Origin of the sequence: Streptomyces sp. P17, from assembly GCF_032436805.1 — a bacterium.
GTDB lineage: Bacteria > Actinomycetota > Actinomycetes > Streptomycetales > Streptomycetaceae > Streptomyces.
The window spans coordinates 1-18,253 of the sequence record NZ_JAVRBF010000014.1; the positions used below are offsets into that span (position 1 = coordinate 1).

16 protein-coding genes are annotated in these 18,253 nt (G+C 69.4%); 9 read left to right on the top strand and 7 right to left on the bottom strand.

Annotation, left to right across the window (positions count from 1 at the left end; genetic code table 11):
• The first annotated feature begins 382 nt into the window (after nucleotides 1-382).
• The 3 genes from RMT89_RS11340 to RMT89_RS11350 all read left to right on the top strand — a co-directional run bounded on the left by RMT89_RS11340 (nucleotide 383) and on the right by RMT89_RS11350 (nucleotide 2,929).
• On the top strand, nucleotides 383-1,111 hold the full coding sequence (locus tag RMT89_RS11340) for a 2'-5' RNA ligase family protein (protein ID WP_007495358.1): 729 nt from the start codon (nucleotides 383-385) through the stop codon (nucleotides 1,109-1,111).
• A 386-nt stretch (nucleotides 1,112-1,497) separates the two neighbouring features.
• A complete protein-coding gene (locus RMT89_RS11345; protein ID WP_244313351.1) occupies nucleotides 1,498-1,992 on the top strand; it encodes a GNAT family N-acetyltransferase in 495 nt (164 codons plus the stop codon).
• Between the two features lie 4 nt (nucleotides 1,993-1,996).
• Nucleotides 1,997-2,929, top strand: coding sequence for an alpha/beta fold hydrolase (locus tag RMT89_RS11350; RefSeq protein WP_007495362.1), 933 nt, complete (start codon nucleotides 1,997-1,999; stop codon nucleotides 2,927-2,929).
• On the opposite strand, the gene RMT89_RS11355 is transcribed toward RMT89_RS11350, so the two are convergent.
• The 7 genes from RMT89_RS11355 to RMT89_RS11385 form a co-directional block, all read right to left on the bottom strand.
• On the bottom strand, nucleotides 2,862-3,653 hold the full coding sequence (locus RMT89_RS11355) for a hypothetical protein (protein WP_007495364.1): 792 nt from the start codon (nucleotides 3,651-3,653) through the stop codon (nucleotides 2,862-2,864). The two genes, RMT89_RS11350 and RMT89_RS11355, sit on opposite strands and share 68 nt — an antisense overlap.
• A gap of 39 nt (nucleotides 3,654-3,692) precedes the next feature.
• Nucleotides 3,693-4,973, bottom strand: a complete 1,281-nt coding sequence (locus tag RMT89_RS11360; protein WP_244313352.1) for a hypothetical protein — start codon at nucleotides 4,971-4,973, stop codon at nucleotides 3,693-3,695.
• Between the two features lie 62 nt (nucleotides 4,974-5,035).
• Nucleotides 5,036-5,962 (bottom strand): hypothetical protein, encoded by a 927-nt coding sequence (locus RMT89_RS11365; protein ID WP_007495368.1) that lies wholly within the window; start codon nucleotides 5,960-5,962, stop codon nucleotides 5,036-5,038.
• Between the two features lie 41 nt (nucleotides 5,963-6,003).
• Nucleotides 6,004-6,618: a hypothetical protein gene (locus RMT89_RS11370; RefSeq protein ID WP_007495370.1), complete on the bottom strand. Its 615-nt coding sequence runs from the start codon at nucleotides 6,616-6,618 to the stop codon at nucleotides 6,004-6,006.
• A gap of 303 nt (nucleotides 6,619-6,921) precedes the next feature.
• Complete coding sequence (locus RMT89_RS11375) at nucleotides 6,922-7,959, bottom strand: hypothetical protein (protein ID WP_007495371.1); 1,038 nt, start codon at nucleotides 7,957-7,959, stop codon at nucleotides 6,922-6,924.
• Nucleotides 7,960-8,024: 65 nt separating this feature from the next.
• Nucleotides 8,025-8,627 (bottom strand): hypothetical protein, encoded by a 603-nt coding sequence (locus RMT89_RS11380; RefSeq protein WP_007495372.1) that lies wholly within the window; start codon nucleotides 8,625-8,627, stop codon nucleotides 8,025-8,027.
• A 370-nt stretch (nucleotides 8,628-8,997) separates the two neighbouring features.
• Nucleotides 8,998-9,231 (bottom strand): hypothetical protein, encoded by a 234-nt coding sequence (locus tag RMT89_RS11385; RefSeq protein ID WP_007495373.1) that lies wholly within the window; start codon nucleotides 9,229-9,231, stop codon nucleotides 8,998-9,000.
• Between the two features lie 241 nt (nucleotides 9,232-9,472).
• Between RMT89_RS11385 and RMT89_RS11390 the strand changes: the two genes are divergently transcribed.
• The 6 genes from RMT89_RS11390 (at nucleotide 9,473) to RMT89_RS11415 (ending at nucleotide 18,251) form a co-directional block, all read left to right on the top strand.
• Nucleotides 9,473-9,838, top strand: a complete 366-nt coding sequence (locus RMT89_RS11390) for a hypothetical protein (protein ID WP_043730467.1) — start codon at nucleotides 9,473-9,475, stop codon at nucleotides 9,836-9,838.
• Between the two features lie 212 nt (nucleotides 9,839-10,050).
• On the top strand, nucleotides 10,051-10,515 hold the full coding sequence (locus tag RMT89_RS11395; RefSeq protein WP_007495376.1) for a hypothetical protein: 465 nt from the start codon (nucleotides 10,051-10,053) through the stop codon (nucleotides 10,513-10,515).
• 119 nt (nucleotides 10,516-10,634) lie between these two features.
• The gene (locus RMT89_RS11400) at nucleotides 10,635-13,163 is read left to right on the top strand and encodes a DEAD/DEAH box helicase (protein ID WP_007495377.1); all 2,529 of its coding nucleotides are present in this window, start codon (nucleotides 10,635-10,637) and stop codon (nucleotides 13,161-13,163) included.
• A gap of 383 nt (nucleotides 13,164-13,546) precedes the next feature.
• Complete coding sequence (locus RMT89_RS11405) at nucleotides 13,547-14,101, top strand: hypothetical protein (RefSeq protein WP_139063549.1); 555 nt, start codon at nucleotides 13,547-13,549, stop codon at nucleotides 14,099-14,101.
• Nucleotides 14,098-16,137 carry a hypothetical protein gene (locus RMT89_RS11410; RefSeq protein ID WP_007495379.1) on the top strand — a complete coding sequence of 680 codons (2,040 nt, stop codon included), beginning with the start codon at nucleotides 14,098-14,100 and terminating at the stop codon, nucleotides 16,135-16,137. The genes RMT89_RS11405 and RMT89_RS11410 overlap by 4 nt, the downstream gene beginning before the upstream one ends.
• Nucleotides 16,138-16,211: 74 nt before the next feature.
• The gene (locus RMT89_RS11415; RefSeq protein WP_315883701.1) at nucleotides 16,212-18,251 is read left to right on the top strand and encodes a hypothetical protein; all 2,040 of its coding nucleotides are present in this window, start codon (nucleotides 16,212-16,214) and stop codon (nucleotides 18,249-18,251) included.
• Nucleotides 18,252-18,253 lie beyond the last annotated feature (2 nt).

Genomic DNA, 18,253 nt, shown 5'->3' on the forward strand with positions numbered 1-18,253 from the left:
GAATTACGTGACCGCGAGGGTGGGGAATTACGTGACGCGGAACCCGCCTCACCTGGGGAATTTCGTGATCGCTCACAGTCACGACCGTCGAATCTGTCTGATCCGGTCCCAGGTCCGCCTGAAGTGGTCGGCCGGACCTCGAGTACGCGACGCTCCGCGGCCGCCAGGCCCTGCGGGATGCAGGTCACCCCCTCTTGATCCTTTCTGTCGTCCTGCGCGCCCGCGAACTTTGCAAAACAGCTGAGCATTGGAAGAACACCATGGCTGCCTGCGTCTCTGAGGCGTTGCGTGCGTAGTCTGAAACCTCCGTGCCCGTGATCTGGTCAGCTCTGCCACGATGTCTGTGATGGTGCACGCCTCAGGAAGGACAGCACATCACGGGATGGCTCCTCCACCGACCACACATCCGGACGCGTTCCCGGCGAGCCCTCCCTTCGATCTTGAAGACGCCGACGTCATCGCCGCCCACGACTGGGCGGCGTTCGAAGACGTCTCCGCGATGCGCGATCACTGGCAGCGACCCGGGTGGTCACCTGGCACGCGCGCGTACTACTGGCTGCTGTCGATCACGGACCCGGCCTTCACTGAACAGGCGGCCCTCTGCCAAGAGGCCGTCAGTGGCCTGGGCGCATTCGACCTGATCAGTCCGGGCGACTTCCACGCCACCCTCGGCCGGGTCGGTCTGGTCGACGACGTACACGAACACCAGCTGGATCGCCTCGTTCGCCTGGTGCGCGACGATCCTCCGCACGCATTCCCTCTCACGGCGATGCCGCTCACTGGGTCCCGCGGTGCCTTGCGGTACAGCGTGGCGCCCTGGACGCCTGTACTCGACCTTCACCGACGACTCGTCGCCGCATCCGCCGCGGCCGGCCTGCCCACGATGAAGCCCAGCGACCGCCTCCGGCCGCACATCGGCATCGGCTACTGCAACCAGCTGCTGCCGACCGGGCCCGTCCGAGAGGCGGTCGAGCCGCTCCGCGCGCTTCCTCGCGTGCACCTCCTGGTCGACAGAGTCGATCTCGTCGAGTTGAGGCGTGAGCCTGCCGCCTACAAATGGCGCGTCATCCACCCCGTCCAGCTCCCGATCAGCAGCGCGTCTGCGAACTGACCACCCAAGGCGCGAGACGCCGGGGCCGTCCAGCACGCTCATCGCTCATGCTGCAGCCTTGCCCGCCGCCGTCAGCCCCGGCTTGCGGGTGACAGCGTCTCCGGGTGCGGCACCTGCTTTGACGACTTGATTACCTGGGGCGAGGAGCAGCTGTGGCCGCTCCTCACGAAGCACCAGCACCCTCGGCCGCATGCCCCCGAACAGCAACCGAAGACGGCGAGGTAACGGCCGGCACCGCGAAAAATCTGTCCACAGGCAACCAGTGGCAGGGTCGTCAGTCCCGGTTGCGGCCTAACCAACTCCCCTGTCAGAAGGTTCGGTTCACCATGCTCTCGCCTTCCCCCGCCACCCAAGCCAGGCCACCACAGGCCCCGGTGTCCCCGTGGGTGATAGAGACCCACAGCGGTCTGCCAACGCTGACTTCCCCGGCGACCGCGAACGACCTCCAGGACGCGAACGCCCTGCACGCCCGATGCTCGCTGGAAACCCGGTTCGCTCGCTACGGATCCGCACGCCGCACCCTGTCGCGGACTGAGTGGGCGCACCTGATCAACCCGGAGCGTGGGATCACCTGGATCACGCGCCAGGACCGCGATCCCGCTGAAGCCGACGTTGTGGCACTGACCCACCTGATGCACACCGATGACGAAGGCGTCCGCGAACTCGCCCTGCTCGTCGAGGACTCGTGGCAGAGCGAGGGCCTGGGGACGGCCCTGGCCCGTCACGCCCTCGCAGTCGCCCGCGCCGAGTCGGTCCGGGAGCTCACGCTCCTGGTGGGGTCGGGCAACCGGAGGATGCAGTCGATCCTCCGGCGGCTCGGAGCCGCACTGCCCGCGGCGCACGGGACAACCGTCAACATCACCGTTCACGTGGGGACATGAGCCCGTGACCGCCCAGCAGATCCCGCCCGTCTCCCGCCCGGCGAGGGCGCCGTCCGTTCATCTGACGCGGCCGGACGGCGCCCGTTTGGCGCTCTATATCGACGGACCCGACACGCCTGACCTCGTCGTCGTCTTCGCGCACGGCTGGCAGGCCGCAGCATCCATCTGGGAGCGGCACGCCGACGAGCTCATGCGCCGGCACCCGGGCATCCGCGTCGTCCGGTACGACCAGCGAGGACACGGCGCATCCACCCCCGGTAGCGAGGAGCCGTCCATCTCCCTGCTCGCCGACGACCTACGGGCGATCGTCCAGGACCAGGCCCCCGACGGGCTCCCCGTGATCCTCGTCGGCCACTCGATGGGCGGCATGGCCGTACTCGCGCTCGCCGCCGACCATCCGCAGCTCTTCGACGATCAGGTGGTCGCAGTCGTTCTCGCCGCCACGACCAGCGGAGCCCTCGACCTGGCAGCCCCGCTCAACCCGGTCCACCGGCGGCTGCTCGGACTAACCCGGCACGCAATGGCCGCACTATGCCTGCGTGCTCCCCGGCCAGCCGAGCGCGTGCGCGACCTTGTGCGGCCCCGACCCTACCCGCAGCCGCCGATCGACATCGCGGCCCGCTGGTACCGGGCCTTGATGACGCACGACGTCACCACCCGGCTGGAGGCACTGAGACGAGTGAGGGTTCACCTTGTCGTCGGCGAGGCCGACCGCCACATCCCGCCCGTCCACGCCGTACGGCTGGCAGCTCAGATCCCCGGAGCCGTGGTCCACCTCGTTCCCCGGGGCGGCCATCGTCTGCCTACCCAGCACCCCAGAGAAGTCCAGGCCGTCCTCGTCCGGGCCTGCACGGAGGCCCTGGACCGCGTCACGGTCCGGCCGGGAGCGCCTCGGCGTCAGTCGACCGAGTCCGGTCAACGAGCTCACCAGGGATGAGCCGTTCGGCCTGTGGCAGCGCGGCACGCGCTGGTTCGATGGCCCGTCCGGTGACGACGCCCTCGAGTACAGGGGAGGGGCGCAGCATCTCCAAAATCCTCAGGCCCAGTTCGGCGGGGACGTCGGTGAGCTTGAGGTCCATGTGGGTGGCGTCGGCCCGGAGAGTCACATTGCCGGACGCCAGTACCGGTGTCGGACCTTGGCTGTACTGGCCGCCGTACCAGTAGGAGCGGGAACGTGCCGGCTCCGGGTGGCGAGGGCTGCCGGCGGCCGACAGCCCGGGAAGGACACCCTCCAGGCGCCGGTTCATCACGACCCTGGCGCGGCGGTTCTCCTCCGCGACACGCGTCTCCTTGAGCGCCTCTGCGAGGGTTTCCAGGTAGTCGGGCATAAGCCGGCGCACGATCTCGTCCGCGATGCGCAAGGCAGGGCGGTTCATGCCGACGGTGATCGGAGCCACCCGGGCACCGCCCCAGCAACTCGGGTAGATCCCGTCGATCGTCAGGCGCCGCCCGGCGTCGCCCTTGCGGTGGGTGTTCATGCGGACGAGGCTGACGCCGAGGTTGGCGGGATGGCGAAGGAGCAACGAGCCGTGCACGTTCCAGCCGGGCTCGTGGGTCCAGCCACCGCCCTGGATGTCCCGGTGGTTGAGCGTATCGACCAGGGCGCGGCCGAGGGCGTCGTAGTGGTCGCTGACCAGCTGCATCTCTTCGGAAGGGAGCATGTTCTCCTTACTGAACGGGGGAGAGGCGGGGGGCGGGCTTCAAGCGACGAGGGCAGGCAGGGCGTCCCGCGAATCGGCGACGGAGACGGTGAGCGACCGGTACTGCCGCTCCCGGGTGCGGTGGGCCCGGGCTCGCTGCTCGGCGGCGCGGTGGCGCTCGCGCAGTTTGCGCAGTTCCCGGCGGGCATCCGCACGCTGGCCGAGCACGTTGTCCTGGGCGGCGGCCAGCTGCAGCGCCTCGACGTCGGGGCGGGCGAGGTAGTGAAGTGCCAGGGCACGCAGGACGGCTGAGGCGCGGCGGGCGGTGGCGGACGGGGCCGAATGACCGGTCGTCCTGCTGGTGCGCACTCGGGCCGGCAGTTCCTTCGGTGCGGTTGCCGTGAGGTCATCGATGGTGTCCCGGTTCCATGCCCCGTTAAGCCGGACGCCGTTGACGGTCGGCTCGTGCTCTCGCTCGTCCTCGAAGTGAGCCTGACGGGCGTGCCCGTAGGCGACCCAGATGCCCTCGGGCAGGGGAAGCGGCCGGTAGATGTCCCGCCCGACGGTGAACCGGCCGTGCACCCGTGCGCCTGTGACCTCGTACACCACGCTTCCGCGGACGGACTCGTCCACGGTGACCTCGGTTACGCGGACTGATCCCATGGGCTGGCCGCGGTCGTCGACGAGCGGGAGCCGTACGGGCACGGGGTTGGGGCGCAGGACCGGGCGCGGGATGCGGCGGGCGATGCCGAGGACGGCGTTGAGTTTGCGCCGGGCAAGGGCCCGCTGCTGCTGGAGGTCGGCCGCCTCGGCCTCCGCCTTTGCGGCCTTCTCGGCCTCGTGCTCGGCGAGCGCCGGCGCCTTGACCTTGGCTGCGGACCTGAGCAGGGCTTCACGCTGGGGCAGCGTGTACCAGTGCCCGACGATCGCCCGGATCACGGCCTCGGTACGGCGACGGACAGCGGAGGTGAGCTGCCGGTGCACGTGGTTGTCACGGAGGTTGGTGGCGTACTGGCCGAGGAAATACCCGTCGGGCACGGAGGCCGGGTCGAGGTCGCCGGTCCAGCCGTGTACCCGGACGCCGTAGACGACCGGCTCGTCGGGCCGGTGTTCGTAGTAGCCGACAGGCTCGGCACCGTCGCCGTACTGCACGCGGACCGTGGAGGGAACGACGGTGCCGTCCTGGAGGTGCTCGGGTACGACGATGAAGGTGCCCCGGACGTGGGGAGCGCGTACGACGTAGCGGAGGCGACCGTGCGGTAGCGCTGTCACGTGGGCGATCAGCGTGCCGCCGTCGGCCAGCGGCAGCTCCGCGCGCGTCGTCAATGCGGTGGGGGACAAGAAACTCCAAGGGCTCGCAGGTGGGTTCGCCGGGTGATCTCGCCCGACGTCGGGACAGGAGGTCAGCGCGACGGCGCGAGAGCGCTGATCGGGCCAGGGGCGTGGACGCCTTCCGGGACATCCATCACGTGGCCGGTCCCTTCGCAGGCGTTGCAGGCCCGGACAGCGGCGTTTCGGACGAGGTCCAGCCAGAAGGAAACCTGCTGCTCCCACTCGGCGAGCGCCGTGCGGTAATCGGGACCGCTGACGTGGTCGGCGACCGGGAGGTACATCTCCCGCCGCACCAGCACCGGCTCGTTACGCCCCGACTTCAGCGGCCGGCCGTTGGCGCCGATGTACGGCACCCAGCGGGAGACCGGCTCCTCGAACGGGACGGCCACCGTGACGTACAGCCCGTTCGGCTTGCCCGAGCGGCCGTTGAAGCAGTGCTCGACATGCCCCAGGCGCCGGATGAGATCGCGCAGGTGGTCACGCAGACCCGGGATGTAGCCCGGAAAGCAGTGGTGGTACTCCGGGCGCTGCACCAGGGACTCCGGCATGGACGCAACCCACGGCGGACCTCCGGGCGCCGGCGGCTCCCCGCCCGTCAGGACGACGGTCCGGCCCTCGTACACGTACTCCTGCACGTCCCTGTCCTGGGTCACCTGCTCGTACAGGGAGTAGTAAGCCTCGCTGTGGCCGCTGTCTCCCAGGGCCTGGTGCCAGTCCTGAACGCTGAGGTACTCGGGGAAGCGCTCCGAGCGGGCCGAGAGGTCGGTGAGCCGGTAGCCGGTGACCGTCGGGCGAGGCTGGTAGGCCGCGGTGAGGCGCTCGGCCTGATGGCCGGTCACCCACCAGCCACCCGTGTCGTCACCCAGCGGCTGCATCGGCTCGCCGTCGGCGAGAACCGACGTGCGCAGGGAGGCCGGGAGCCCGGGCGGGTGCGGCAGGTAGTACAGCCAGCGGCCGTCGCCGTGCTGGATGGCGTAGTGCTGGAAGTTGGTTCGCATGTCTCTTTCCGTGAGCGGGCGGGATGAAGGCGCCGGGCGGGTTATGCGCAGGCCGGGACGGCGGGGTTGACGAGGTCGCGCAGGGTGCTGATCCGCTGCTGCGTCTCGTCCCGTGCGGCTTGGGCGCGACGAACAGCCTCTTCGCGCTTGGCGAGTTCGTTCTCGTACTCGCTCAGGAAGTGCTGCGCGGAGGCTCGCCGTGCGAGGTCGTCGAGCACGGGCCGGTCGTCGCGGTGGCTCCAGTGCTCCGCAGCGGCCCTGAGTACGGCGCGCGCGAGCTGTCCCGAGCGGCTGGGCAGGAGTTCGGTGCCACCGGACCGGGCCATGCGGTAGGCCTCGATCGAACCGAGGTTCTGCGTGTCGACGGCGCTGCGGCCGGCGAGCTCGATTCCGTGGACGGTCAGCGGACGTTCGTTGCGACCTATTCCGGTGGGGACGTTGTCGAGCCGCGCGAAGATGTACAGGTCGGCTCCCTGGGCAGGCGTCTGCGGGACGCTCGGGTCCGCGAAGAACAGAGCGGGGACCAGGACGACGCTGCCGCGCACGTGCGGGGCGGTGAGCCAGTAGCGCACTGCACCGGTGGTCGGGTCGGCCAGAAAGGTCATCCGGAGCGTGCCGAAGTCGCCGAGTTCGAGCTGGGTGTAGCGGTGGTCCAATGTGAGCCTTCGCTGTCGAGTCGTTGGGGAGGCAGCAGCGCGAGGCGCCGCCGGTCGCAGGAGAGCCGCCGAAACAGTCCCATTGACTCTTATGACTCTACATTGATCGTGTGGGGGATGCAAGCTTTAAGAGACGGTGAGTGTGTGAGGTGCTCGCAGACGCAGAACAGCCGGCTCGGCCCGTTGAGATCACGGACCGGCCGGCTCTAGCTGCACCGTCTCCGCATGACGAAGGCGGCGGTTCTGCAGACCGAGGGGGACGTCCTTTGAGCGGGCGTCCGCCGCGGGCTGCGGCGAGGACTTCTAGCGGGAGTCGACGAGTCGGTATTCGCGTGCGATGACCTGCGGCTTGCCTGAGGGGGTCAGCACTGCGAGGGCCTGGCCCTGCTGCTCGTCGGTGATCGTGTCCCGGCTGAGCGGGTTATAGATGGCTTCGGCCTTGGACGGGTCGATCTCATACGTCGAGGCGTACGCGCCCTTCAACGACCGGGTGATGGTGTGCGCGGTGGGGAACACGGTCAGCGCGCCCCCGTTCTTCAGCTTGAGGGCGTACACCTTCGGGTGCGCCGGGGCGGCGTACGTGAACTCGGTGGTCGCCTTCCCGCCGTTGTTGTCGTTGCGGTCCTTGTAGAACCGGACGCTCTCCTTCGCCGGCCGCGTGGGCGCCAACTGGGCGCCGGAGTGCTTCCCACCGGTTTCGAAGAGGTCCTCGAAGGCGACAGCCAGGTCGTCGGGTGCGAGGGCGCCCACCCGCCGGGACGGGTCGACCGCCGTGGCGAGACCGTTGCGGTCCACGGCGACCTCGGGAAGCGGCGTCGACTCGGCGTAGACCGAGGCCACCATCTTGTAGGTGCCGTCCACCCGGTCGAAGATCATCAGCGCTTCGTCCTCGTCGCTGCTCGAAGGCTTGCCGACGACCGCGAACCAGGTGGCCGTGCCCTCGCGGGGGAGCAGGTACTGACGATCGGTGTAGAAGAACGGGGTGCCGTAATCCTTCTGCTCCTTGGCGGACCACGTCTTCCACTGCGCGTAGTCGGCCTGGCTCTGTTCGTTGAGCTGACCGCCCTCGACCTTGCTGAGCAGTTCCCTGGCCTCCACCGTGCGAGCCTTGCTGGCCAGGTCGTTGGCCTTGTTGTTGGTCTTCTCGTACGCAGACAGCGCCGACTCGGCGAACTCCTTCGTCACCACCCCCTTCGGAGCAGGCGGGGACGCCGCCTTCGAGGTCCGGGGTTCCGAGGCGTCGGATCCCGAGCTGGACGCGCAGCCCGCGACGGTGATGGCCGTGGTCAGGCTGAGGGCGAGCACGGCCAGATGGCGCCGGCGCTTCGTGGTGGATCGCATGATGCTGCTGCTCTCCTGCTTCTGTGATGGGTGGAGACCGAGGTGTCGTGGAAGTGGTGCGGCATCTAGGCCGCGGGGACGTAGTTGCTCAGCACGCATCCGTCGACGGAGGCGCGATCGGTGCTGTAGCCGCTCGGCACGCTGAAATCGGTGTCGCAGGTCAGGAACCGGAGACCGGACCCCGCCAGCTCACGTACCGTGCGCCCATTGACCGGCACGACGGCGAAGTCCTGGCCGACGAGGAAGTCGGCGTTTCCGTCCTGCTTCACGGCGGCCTGGAAGCTCCTCATGTCGGGCACGGTGAGCAGTGCGACGGTGTCGGCGAACTTGTCCTCGCACACGGCGCGCTCGGAGATGCCCCATGACGGGTCCCGCGACTCTGTCTCGCCCCATGCGGGACTCTTGCCGGATGCGTCGTACTCGGGGCCCGGTGTCAGGTTCAGGCAGGTCGTGTGCTGGTTGAGGAAGGAGGCGGTCGAGGCCATGTCTGAGGCCGCCGGCGGGGTGTGGCGTATCTGACCGTCGCGGGCTGGGGAGCCCTCGCCGGTCGTGGAGTTGGCGTCGGCAGCCCCGCAGGCCGAGAGAGCCAGGGCCGCAATCGCGCTCAGGGCGACTGCGGACGGGCGGGCCAGCTGCCGGCCGCGGGAACTGCGGGTGGCGTATCGCATGGTGCTGCACCCCTCCTCGGGGGACCGGGTTCAACGGCTGAGCGGCGAACGGGAGATGGGACGGTGTGCCTGGACTGGCGCAGCCAGGCGTGACCCGTTGAACGACCGTAGGACTGCCTGCCTGTGGATAGATTTCGCACGGCGGCCCTCCGGCCGCCGGCGGTGATCGTCGAGCGTTGATCTGCTCTTCCGCTGACGGCTTGCCGGTTCACGCGGGATGGAGGCGGCAAGTCGGAGGCCCGTCGACCCGGTCCGCGCTGCCTGGGGCAGAGGGGGTAGCGCCGGCGGGCATCGGCCAGCCCTGAAGGGAGAGGGAGGGGCTGGCTGGAGCGCCGCACCCTTGGGGGTGAGGGGGCGGCTGGCTCGGCAGTCAGGGCGCCAGGGCGTCCTCGATGAGCTGGATCTCGCGCAGGAAGGCGGCGTGACCGGAGACGGCCTCGGTTGAGGTCCTGTAGCGGCGGGAATCGACCTCGTCGTCCACGATGGTGTCGAAGACCATCGTCTCGAACGCCATGCCATCCGGCATGGGATCGACCAACTCGATGGTGGAGACGGTGTAGCGACCGTCGGCCACATGGGCCCTGAGGGGGAGCGTGGTCGTCACGCCGACTCCTTCCGCAAGGAAACTGCATCACCTATTGACTCTTAAGACTATACAGTCCACTTCACACTGATGCAAGCCTTAAGAGTCGACATGGTGAGGTGGTCGGGCTTTCGGGAGCTGACAACCAGGACGCCAGCGAGCCGCGCCGCTACGCCGAAATCTATCCACAGGCAATTCGACCTAGCGTCCCCTGGTGTCGCCCCCGCGACGCAACCACCCATCCCTATCGATAGGGAGCACCATGCTCATACGCACGCGACTGGGCCGTGCAGCCGCCGTCGGCGCGCTCGGCCTCTCCGTGGCCGGCTCAGCAGTTGCCCTTGCGCCCGCAGCGCAGGCGGCGACGTCGGGCACCACGACCATCTCCTGTAGCGCCGTGAAGGTGCACAAGGCCCCCTCCAAGAGCTCCGCCACGGTGGGCATCGCCTACCGGAAGGACAAGGTCGTCTACGACCAGTGGGCCTATAAGAAGAGCCAGAAGACGTGGTTCACGCGGGGAACCGTCACCAGGAAGTCCGACGGCGTCAAGATCCGCGGTTACATGCTGTACGACTGTGCGAACCCCTACAAGACGAATCCCGCGCCCAAACCGCCGATCCCCAAGTAGCCGCCGGCGGGAGCCGAGGCCGCACTCGTCGATCGGTCACCACGGGCTCGCCCACGCGCTGAGATGGTAGGCCTCGACTTCCTCGTGATCGGCGCATCCCCGCCTTCAGCGACGCGTGATCCGCCCCGGCTCGGCAACCCCCATGGCCTGCGGCGCCGCCACGGCGCCGCAGGCCACTTGTCCGTCCGCCCGCGACATGAGGATCCACCACCATGACCACCCCACCTCCGCAGCAGTCTGCGGCCTCCTACGCGGCGACCGCCCCGCCTCTTCTCACCGGGCAGCCGACGTGCAGAGTCTGCGCGGCGTCCCCGGCCGCCCCGGTCACCTTCCGCCGGCACCAAGGCCTGTTGATCTGGCTGGGCTTCTCCAGCCTGACCGGCCCGTTCTGCCGCACTTGTGGCACCGCGGCATTCCGCGAGTTCACCAGCCGAACCCTCTGGCAGGGCTGGTGGTCGCCGTTCTCCCTCGTCATCAACCCCATCGTCCTCATCAGCAACCGCTTCGCGCTCGCTCGCGTGAACAAACTGACCGAGCCCGAACCGACCCCCGTTCCCCGGCAGCCGGTCTGGGCCCCGGGAACACCTGTGCTGCGCCGACGCAGCTCACTGGCCGCGCTCGTGCCGGCCTTCTGGGCGATCTGGGCCGTCACCGGAATCCTCATGCACCTCTCCTGAACGGCTCCCGCGACTGCAGTCGTTGAGAACGCTGACGGTCCGTCCGCTTCCACGGGATGATGGCGAGGCCGACGGCCGCACACCGGTCCGTCGGCCCCGCCAGGAGGAAGGACACCGTTGTGCCGCTCGACCTGAGCCTCGTAGGGACCGGCCCCAGGGAACCGCTCCTGAGGCCCCGCGAGATCTATGCCGCTCTGGCGAACCGGCCCTGGCCCTACCTTCGGCACGAACAGGGCGAAGTTCTTGAAGCGTGGTTCGACAAGCACCGCGACCGCCGGGACGTGGTGATCAAGCAGAACACCGGCGGCGGGAAGACTGCCGTGGGCCTGCTGATCGGACAGAGCACCTTGAACGAGGGAATTGGCGCCGCGGTCTACCTCGCCCCCGACCGGTACCTGGCCGCCCAGGTCCGCGCAGAGGCCCACAGAATGGGGCTCGCCGTGACCGACTCGGTGGACAACCTGGCCTTCCGCGGAGGCCGTGCCATCCTCGTGACCACTTTCCAGAAACTGATCAACGGCCAGTCGGTGTTCGGCGTGGTCGGCGACAGCCGGGACAAGCTTGACACCGGAATCGTCATCGTCGACGACGCGCACGCCGCGCTTGCCACGACCGAGGCACAGTTCCGGCTCACCATCCCCGCCGGCCATGCCGCCTACGATGCCCTGACCGACCTGTTCGCCTCCGACCTCAAGGCCCAGTCTCCCAAGGCGTGGGCGGACATCCAGGCGTCCGACTACACCGCTACGGTGCCGGTCCCCTTCTGGGCCTGGATCGGTCGGCAGGACGACGTCATGGCCCTCCTGCACCCGCACGCCGGCACCGACGGCTTCAAGTTCACCTGGCCCCTCATCGCCGGCGTTCTCGAACTCTGTTCAGTCACCGTCTCCAGCCGGGACATCCAGATCAGCCCGCCGTGCCCGCCGGTCTCGATGATCCCCGCCTTCGCCAACGCACGCCGTCGCGTCTACCTCACCGCCACGCTCGCCGACGACAGCGTTCTCGTCACCGACCTCGACGCTGGCCCCCAGGACGTTCAGCAACCCGTCACCCCGGGAAGCGCCGCCGACCTCGGCGACCGGATGATCCTCGCTCCCCTCGCCCTCAACTCCCACCTCGACCCGGAGGCCATCCGGCAGATGGCCCGCCAGTTCGCCGACGGAGACCGGGACGGCGACGGTACGCCCGAGGCACGACCGGTCAACGTCGTCGTCCTGGTGCCGAGCACGCCCGCAGCCGCACCGTGGCGACCGTACGCCGACCGGGTCCTGCACGCCCCCGACCTACACGACGGGGTGGGCGCCTTGAAGAGCGGACACGTCGGTCTCGTTGTCATGGTCAACAAGTACGACGGCATCGACTTGCCCCGCACGGCTTGCGAGTTGCTCATCCTGGACGGGGTCCCGCGCCCCATGGACGCCACCGAGCGTCGCGAGGCCGCGGTCCTCTCCGGCAGTCCGACGCTCCTCGCCCGCCAGATCCAACGCATCGAGCAGGGCATGGGACGCGGAGTCCGCGACAGCGAGGACCACTGCGCCGTGCTGCTGCTCGGCAGCCAGCTGGCTGTCGCGCTCCATGACCGCAAGCAGCGGGAGCTGTTCTCGCCGGCCACCCGCGTGCAGATCGACCTCAGCAGCAGCCTCGCCGACCAACTCGCCGGCAAGGGACTCGACGCCATCCGTGAGGCGGTCGGCCTCTGCCTGGACAAGGACCCGCAGTGGCGGGCACTGAGCCGCCAAGCCCTCGCCGGCGTCCACTACGCCGCCGGCGGCACCATGCGCCCCGAGGCCATCGGCGTCCGTGAAGCCTTCAACCTGGCCGCCACAGCCCGATACAACGACGCCTCGGACCGGCTCCAGAAGGCCATCGGCGCGGTGACCGACCGAGCCGTACGAGGCTGGCTGACCGAACAGCGAGCCGCCTACCTTCACCACGTGGACCACGCGGCCGCCCAGCGCCTGCTGGCCAAGGCGCTGGACGACAACCCGTTCGTCCTGCGACCGGCGAGCGGCGTCACCCCTTCTCAGCTGCGTCCCGCCGCCGTCCAGGCGCAGGCCGCGGCCGCCTTCCTCGACGGCGCCTACTCCGACGGCACCTCGCTCGGCCTGGCCGTCAACGCCCTCACCGAGGACGTCATCTGGGGCGACGAGGAACGCAGCGACGACGCCGAGCGCGCGTGGGAGCGGCTCGGCGAGCACCTCGGGTTCGTCAGCACGCGTCCCGAGAAGCAGTACGACAAGGGCCCGGACAACCTGTGGGTCCTCGGGCCTGGGCGGCACGCGGTCATCGAGCTGAAGACCGGACGTACCACGGACACGATCGTCAAGCACGACCTGGACCAGCTCGGCGGAAGCGTCCGCTGGGACCAGCAGACCTACCCCGACGTCACTCAGCAGATCGCGGTGATCGTCCACCCGAGCCGTACCCCGCACCGGCAGGCGATCACCATCGACGGGATGCGCGTGGTCACGCAGCAGAAGTGGGAGGAGCTCGCCGCGGCCGTACGCAACTGGGCCGAAGCGCTCACCCACGGGCAGCACCGCTGGAGGGATCCGCACGCCGTCGCCGAGCAGCTGGCCCAGCACAAGCTGACCGCCGGCCTGATCTTCACCACGTACGCCCAGGTCCCGGCCTCCCCGAACGGGTGACGGGCCCACCCGAGCGCTCGGCCTTACGGGATCGCTCGGCAGACTGCCGTCAGAGTCACGATGAGGCCGGCCCCTGCTCCCGGGGTGCCCTGTTCCCGACGTGCACGCGACACCGCAGGCAACACCCTGGGGTTTCACTCCTCCGGCCGAGCGAGATTTCCGTGGCGATCGCGACACGCTGGGGTAATTCGGTGATGTTCGCTTGTATGGTGAGTGACCGATGATCAGCAATCAGTGAGGGGGCCGGGCTTTCCGGCAGGTCCAAGGGGGTGGTCGCGGTCAGTCCTTCACCGACCCCGGGTCAGACGGCGGTGCGAGTCCTGTTCATCCTTGACCGACTGGGTGAACCGTGCGCCGACTGGCCGCAGGTGCCGGACACGGCCGTGCGGGCGATTCTGTCCCAGCGCAAGCTGCAGAAGCTGGACTTCCTCGTACGCAACCCCGACTACCTCGCGGACCTGATCATCTCGAGGTGGCAGGACGGCAGCCTGCCGGCGGAGCGGCTGCTCGACGCCCGAGCCGTGTTCAAGGAACGCGAGCCGGAGCTGCATACCTACCGGATGCTCCGCAACGATCATGGAGCCTACGAGGTGCTCGACAACGCTCTGAGCGTGCTGCGCCACCTGGGACTCATCGCCGTACGGCGTGCAGGGCGCGTGTCCGACGAACGCGTACGCCGCAGGGACTACTTCCTCCTCCATGCAGGCGCGGAGCAGGCCCAGCGGCTCCGGGAGAGTGAAGAGGTCCTCGCCTGGTACGACCAGCAGACCGCCTACGTGGCGGCCGCGGTCGAGGGGATGACCGGAGCCCAGCTGAAGGCACAGCAGTACGGGCAGCCCGAGTACGCCGCCACCCTCGTGCACCAGGTGATCGGCGGCATCAGCGAGCGGGTCCGGGAACGACTGGACGCGGCACTGGCCCAGGAGGGACTGGCATGAGCACGGAGGGCGACGCCCTGGGCCCGGTCGAGGCGTGGCTGGAGGAGATTGCGAAGGCGGCCGGCCAAGAGCTGGACGTGGTCAAGGCGGTCCTCGCCGAGCACGGCGTGCGCCCGCAGACCGCACTGCCGCGGCCGCACTCGCTGCGGGTGACCGAAGTGGAGTTCGAGGGCGTGCGCCCAGCGCCAGCCGGGGACCACGGCAGCGACGCCGGCGAGGAGGGCGAGCCCTTCCACTTCCAGTGGAAGCTGGGACCGGGCGTCTGGTGCCTGGCCTCGTCGGGCAAGAACGAGGCCGGCAAGTCCAGCGTCTTGGAGATCGTCCTGTGGTGCCTGCGCGGCCGCAGCGGGCTCCAGCGCGACGTGCAGAGCTGGCTGCGCCGAGTCCGCACCGAGTTCGTCCTCGACGACGAGACCCTTGTCGTCGAGATGACCGTCAGCAACAGCAAGCCGGCGGGGACCGTGATCTCGAAGGAAAGCGGACTGGCGCTGTTCTCCTTCGACAACGCCGCGACGTTCGAAGAGCTGATGGACGCCTTCATGCTGGAGCGCCTCGGCCTGGAGCCGCTGCGCACCCAGCAGAAGCGGCCCGAAGGAGTCGACGGACCGCCGCTGACCGGCGAGTTGTCCTGGCCGGCGTACGCCAGCGCACTCCACATCAACCGCTCCGGCCTGGGCCACCTGCTGGGCAACGAAGCCCGCAACGCCCTGCCGACCCGGCTCCTCGAACTCTTCCTGGGAGCGCCCTGGGCCGCCACGATGGTCTCCGCCGCGGTCGCGCAGAAACTCGTCGCGGCGCAACTGTCCGCCGCCAAGGCCCGCGCCCAAGCCGAGGCCGACGAACGCCAGAGCAAGATCGACGAACTCGACCACAGCCTCCAACAGGCCCAGGACCGCTTGGACACCCTGCCCGACCTCGGCCAGAACGCCGTCGACCTGAACGCCTCGTACCAGGCCCTCACCGAGGCGACCGAAGCGGCCGGCAACGCGCAGCGCGAACTCGCCGAAGCCCGCACGCAGCACGACGAACTCGAACAACAGCGCCAGTCCCTTGCCGCGCTGGTCCACGCCGCGCACGAAGCCGCCCTCGCCAAGGCCTTCTTCCACACCCTGAAACCGACCGTGTGCCCCCGCTGCGACGCCCAGGTCACCCAGGCCCAATGGGCCCGAGAGGACGAAGGCCACTGCTCCCTGTGCACCTCCACGCTCCACCCGGCCACAGCGCAGTACGACGGCACCCCGGCTGACGACGACGGCCTCGACGACGTCGACGACGACCAGGAACTGCGTCAGACACTCGCCCAGGTCCAGCAGGCCGTCGAGACGGCGGCCGCAGCACTGGCCGACAAGCAGGGCAGAGCCACCGAAACCACAGCCGCGCTCAGCCAGGCCCAGAGCGCGCTCCAGGACGCGCTCGCCCGCCCGGCAGCGGGCGACCGCCGCGCAGCCGAGCTCGAGGTCGCCCGGCTGCGCGGCGCCCTCGACGAACGCCGAGGGCGTTTCGACGACCTCGGCGACCCAGCTGGCCTCGCCCCCCTCCAACGGGATCAGGACATCCTCAAGGCCGCCGAGAAGGCCGCCCACGCCCGCCGCACGCAGGCCCTCAAAGAGGTCCTCCAAGCCGTTCAGACCGACATCGTCACGATGGGGCGCCAGCTCGGACTGGAGATGCTCGAAGCCGTCGAACTCGGCACCAGCGCCACCCTGAAGGTCTGGAAGGGTGGCCAGCACCAGCCCTACGGATCTCTCACTGAGGGCGAGCAGCTCCGCCTGAAGATCGTCACCACCACCGCCCTCCTGCGGCACGGCATCCGCACTGGCGTCGGCCGGCACCCGGGACTGCTCATCATCGACTCGCCCGGGGCCGAAGAAGTCGACCGCGGAGACCTGGAACTGATGCTGCAAGGGCTCGTCCAACTCACCGAGACGGCGCCACAGCTCCAGGTCGTGATCGCTACCGCCCGCGGCCAGGAGGTGGCCACGGTCATTCCGGCGGACCAGCTGCGCCTGGCCCCGGCCGGGGAACGATTGTGGTGACCATCCCGTTCCGGGCGCCAGCCCGGCCCTCTATGCTCCACAGGTCGCTGAGCGCAGTGAGGAGATGTTGACCGGTGTCCCCTGGCGCTCCCGATCCGCTCCAACCGCTGGTAGACGCCTACCGCACCGGCGCGCCCACGCCGTCCCTCGCCGACCTCGGCGGGCTCGGCCACCTCCTGCAGGACACCGACACCCTGCTCGACCACGACGAACTGCCCATGCTCGTCGCCCTGATGTGCACCGACCAGACAGCCATCCAGGACGACCAGGCCCGCGCCTTCCTCCTCACCGCCGCCGAGTCCCCGCAGGACCCGCTCCGCCTGGAGGGCGTCATCACCTCCCTCCTCGGATGCCCCGAAGCCGTCCACGAACTGGGCGACGACCTAGCCGACATCTGGCTGGACGCCAGCCGCAGCCACACCGACCTCCTCGGCGGCATCGCCCTGGAAGGCACCGCCCGCATCGTCCTGTCCGGCGGCGCCGCCGAGTACGGACTCCTGGACCGGCTACGCCGCCTGAACCGACAACAGGAACTCGCCCAGATCGACGACGACTACGCCCTGCGCACCGTCAGAGTCGCCGGCGCCGTCGCCGAGCACTTCGACTCACCCGACCCCGCCCGCCTCCTGAACCAGCTGGTCGAACGCGACGACGTCGCGGAGGACGCCGCCTTCGAACTCGGCATGCTCGCCCTGCGCCAAGCACTGCACACCGACGACCCCGCCCGCGCCCGCCCCCTCCTCCTGGAAGCCCGCCAACACCTCGGCGACGCCCACCAGGATGAAGAGCGCCCCGACGCGGCCGCCTTCGGTGCGGCAATTGACGCGATCCTCGCCTACTCCGCCGGTGCTCCCCTCCCCGAGGCCGCCAGGACCCAACTCGACGAAGCCGTCCTGGAGCTGCGCCTCAACCTCTTGGGCCTGCCGCCCGGATGGCGCACCCCGCGCCTGGACACCCTCACTGCCTGGCAACACCTCCTCGACACCCTCACCCGCGCAACGGATTCGGACCGCCCGGGAGCCTGGCTGCACGCAGCCGGTGTGATCAGCGACCTCGTGGACGTCTACACCGCCCACCGCACGCTCGACCTGTTCGCCCCCTCCCCGGCCTGCCCGCACACCGCCCAGCCGGGCCCCGCGACATCAGCGGCCACGCACGGCCTGCACGCCCTCCTCGCCCCCCGAGTCGAGGCCACTCTCCTCGCTCACGAGGGTGGACTGGCCCTCCTGGACGAATGGCTTGAGGAGCTCGCCGAAGACCCCGGCCGCGATCAGGACCCGACCACAACCCTCGTCCGGGAGCAGGCAGCTCGGCTTCGGGAGGCGCTGGACACAGGCGGTGGTTCTCCGCCCCCAAAACCTGACTGCCCGGCGACATCGCTCGCCGGGCTCGGGCTCTCCACCGCGGACACCGAGCACCTGCAGAACCTGCTGGCGGACACCCCGGAACTGAGAGACCGGATCGACGCGATGCTCGCCGCCCGGAAGGCCGCTCTGCCAGTCGACGAGGTGCCGATCATCGCCACCGTGTTCCGCAACACCCATCAGCAGCTGAAGGCACAATGCCCGGACGGGTATGTCGGCCAGTTCGCCGCCGACGTGGACCGCATGCTCCTGCGTCTGCTCCGCTTCGTCGACCTGAGGCTGTCCGAGACACAGAAATACGGCGGAGAGGCGCGGGCCTACCTCCGCCAGCTCAAAAAGGACGAAGACAAACCGCGGGAAGCCGAACTCGGCCGCGACCTGCGGGACTTCCTACGAGGCCAGGGCCTGCGTGTACGTATGGAAGAAACCAATGTCGGCGGCGGGCGCGTCGACATCGCCTGGCAGCCGAACACCGAACTCATCACCCTTGAGCTCAAGCGGGACTGGGCCGACTCCTCCTTCGACGCCTACGCCGCCGCCTACGGGCCCCAGGCGATCTCGTATCAGGTCGCCGGCCCGCCCGTGAACTTCCTCGTGGTCCTGGACCTGACCCCGAAACCACAGGGCCTCGCGGCCATCCCGGCGTGTATCGAGGTCCGCACCCTGCCCGGCCCCGCCGGTGACCCCCGCCCCCGCACCCTCATCATGGTCCGCGTTCAGGGCAACAAGCGTGACCCCAGCGGGGTCTAGCC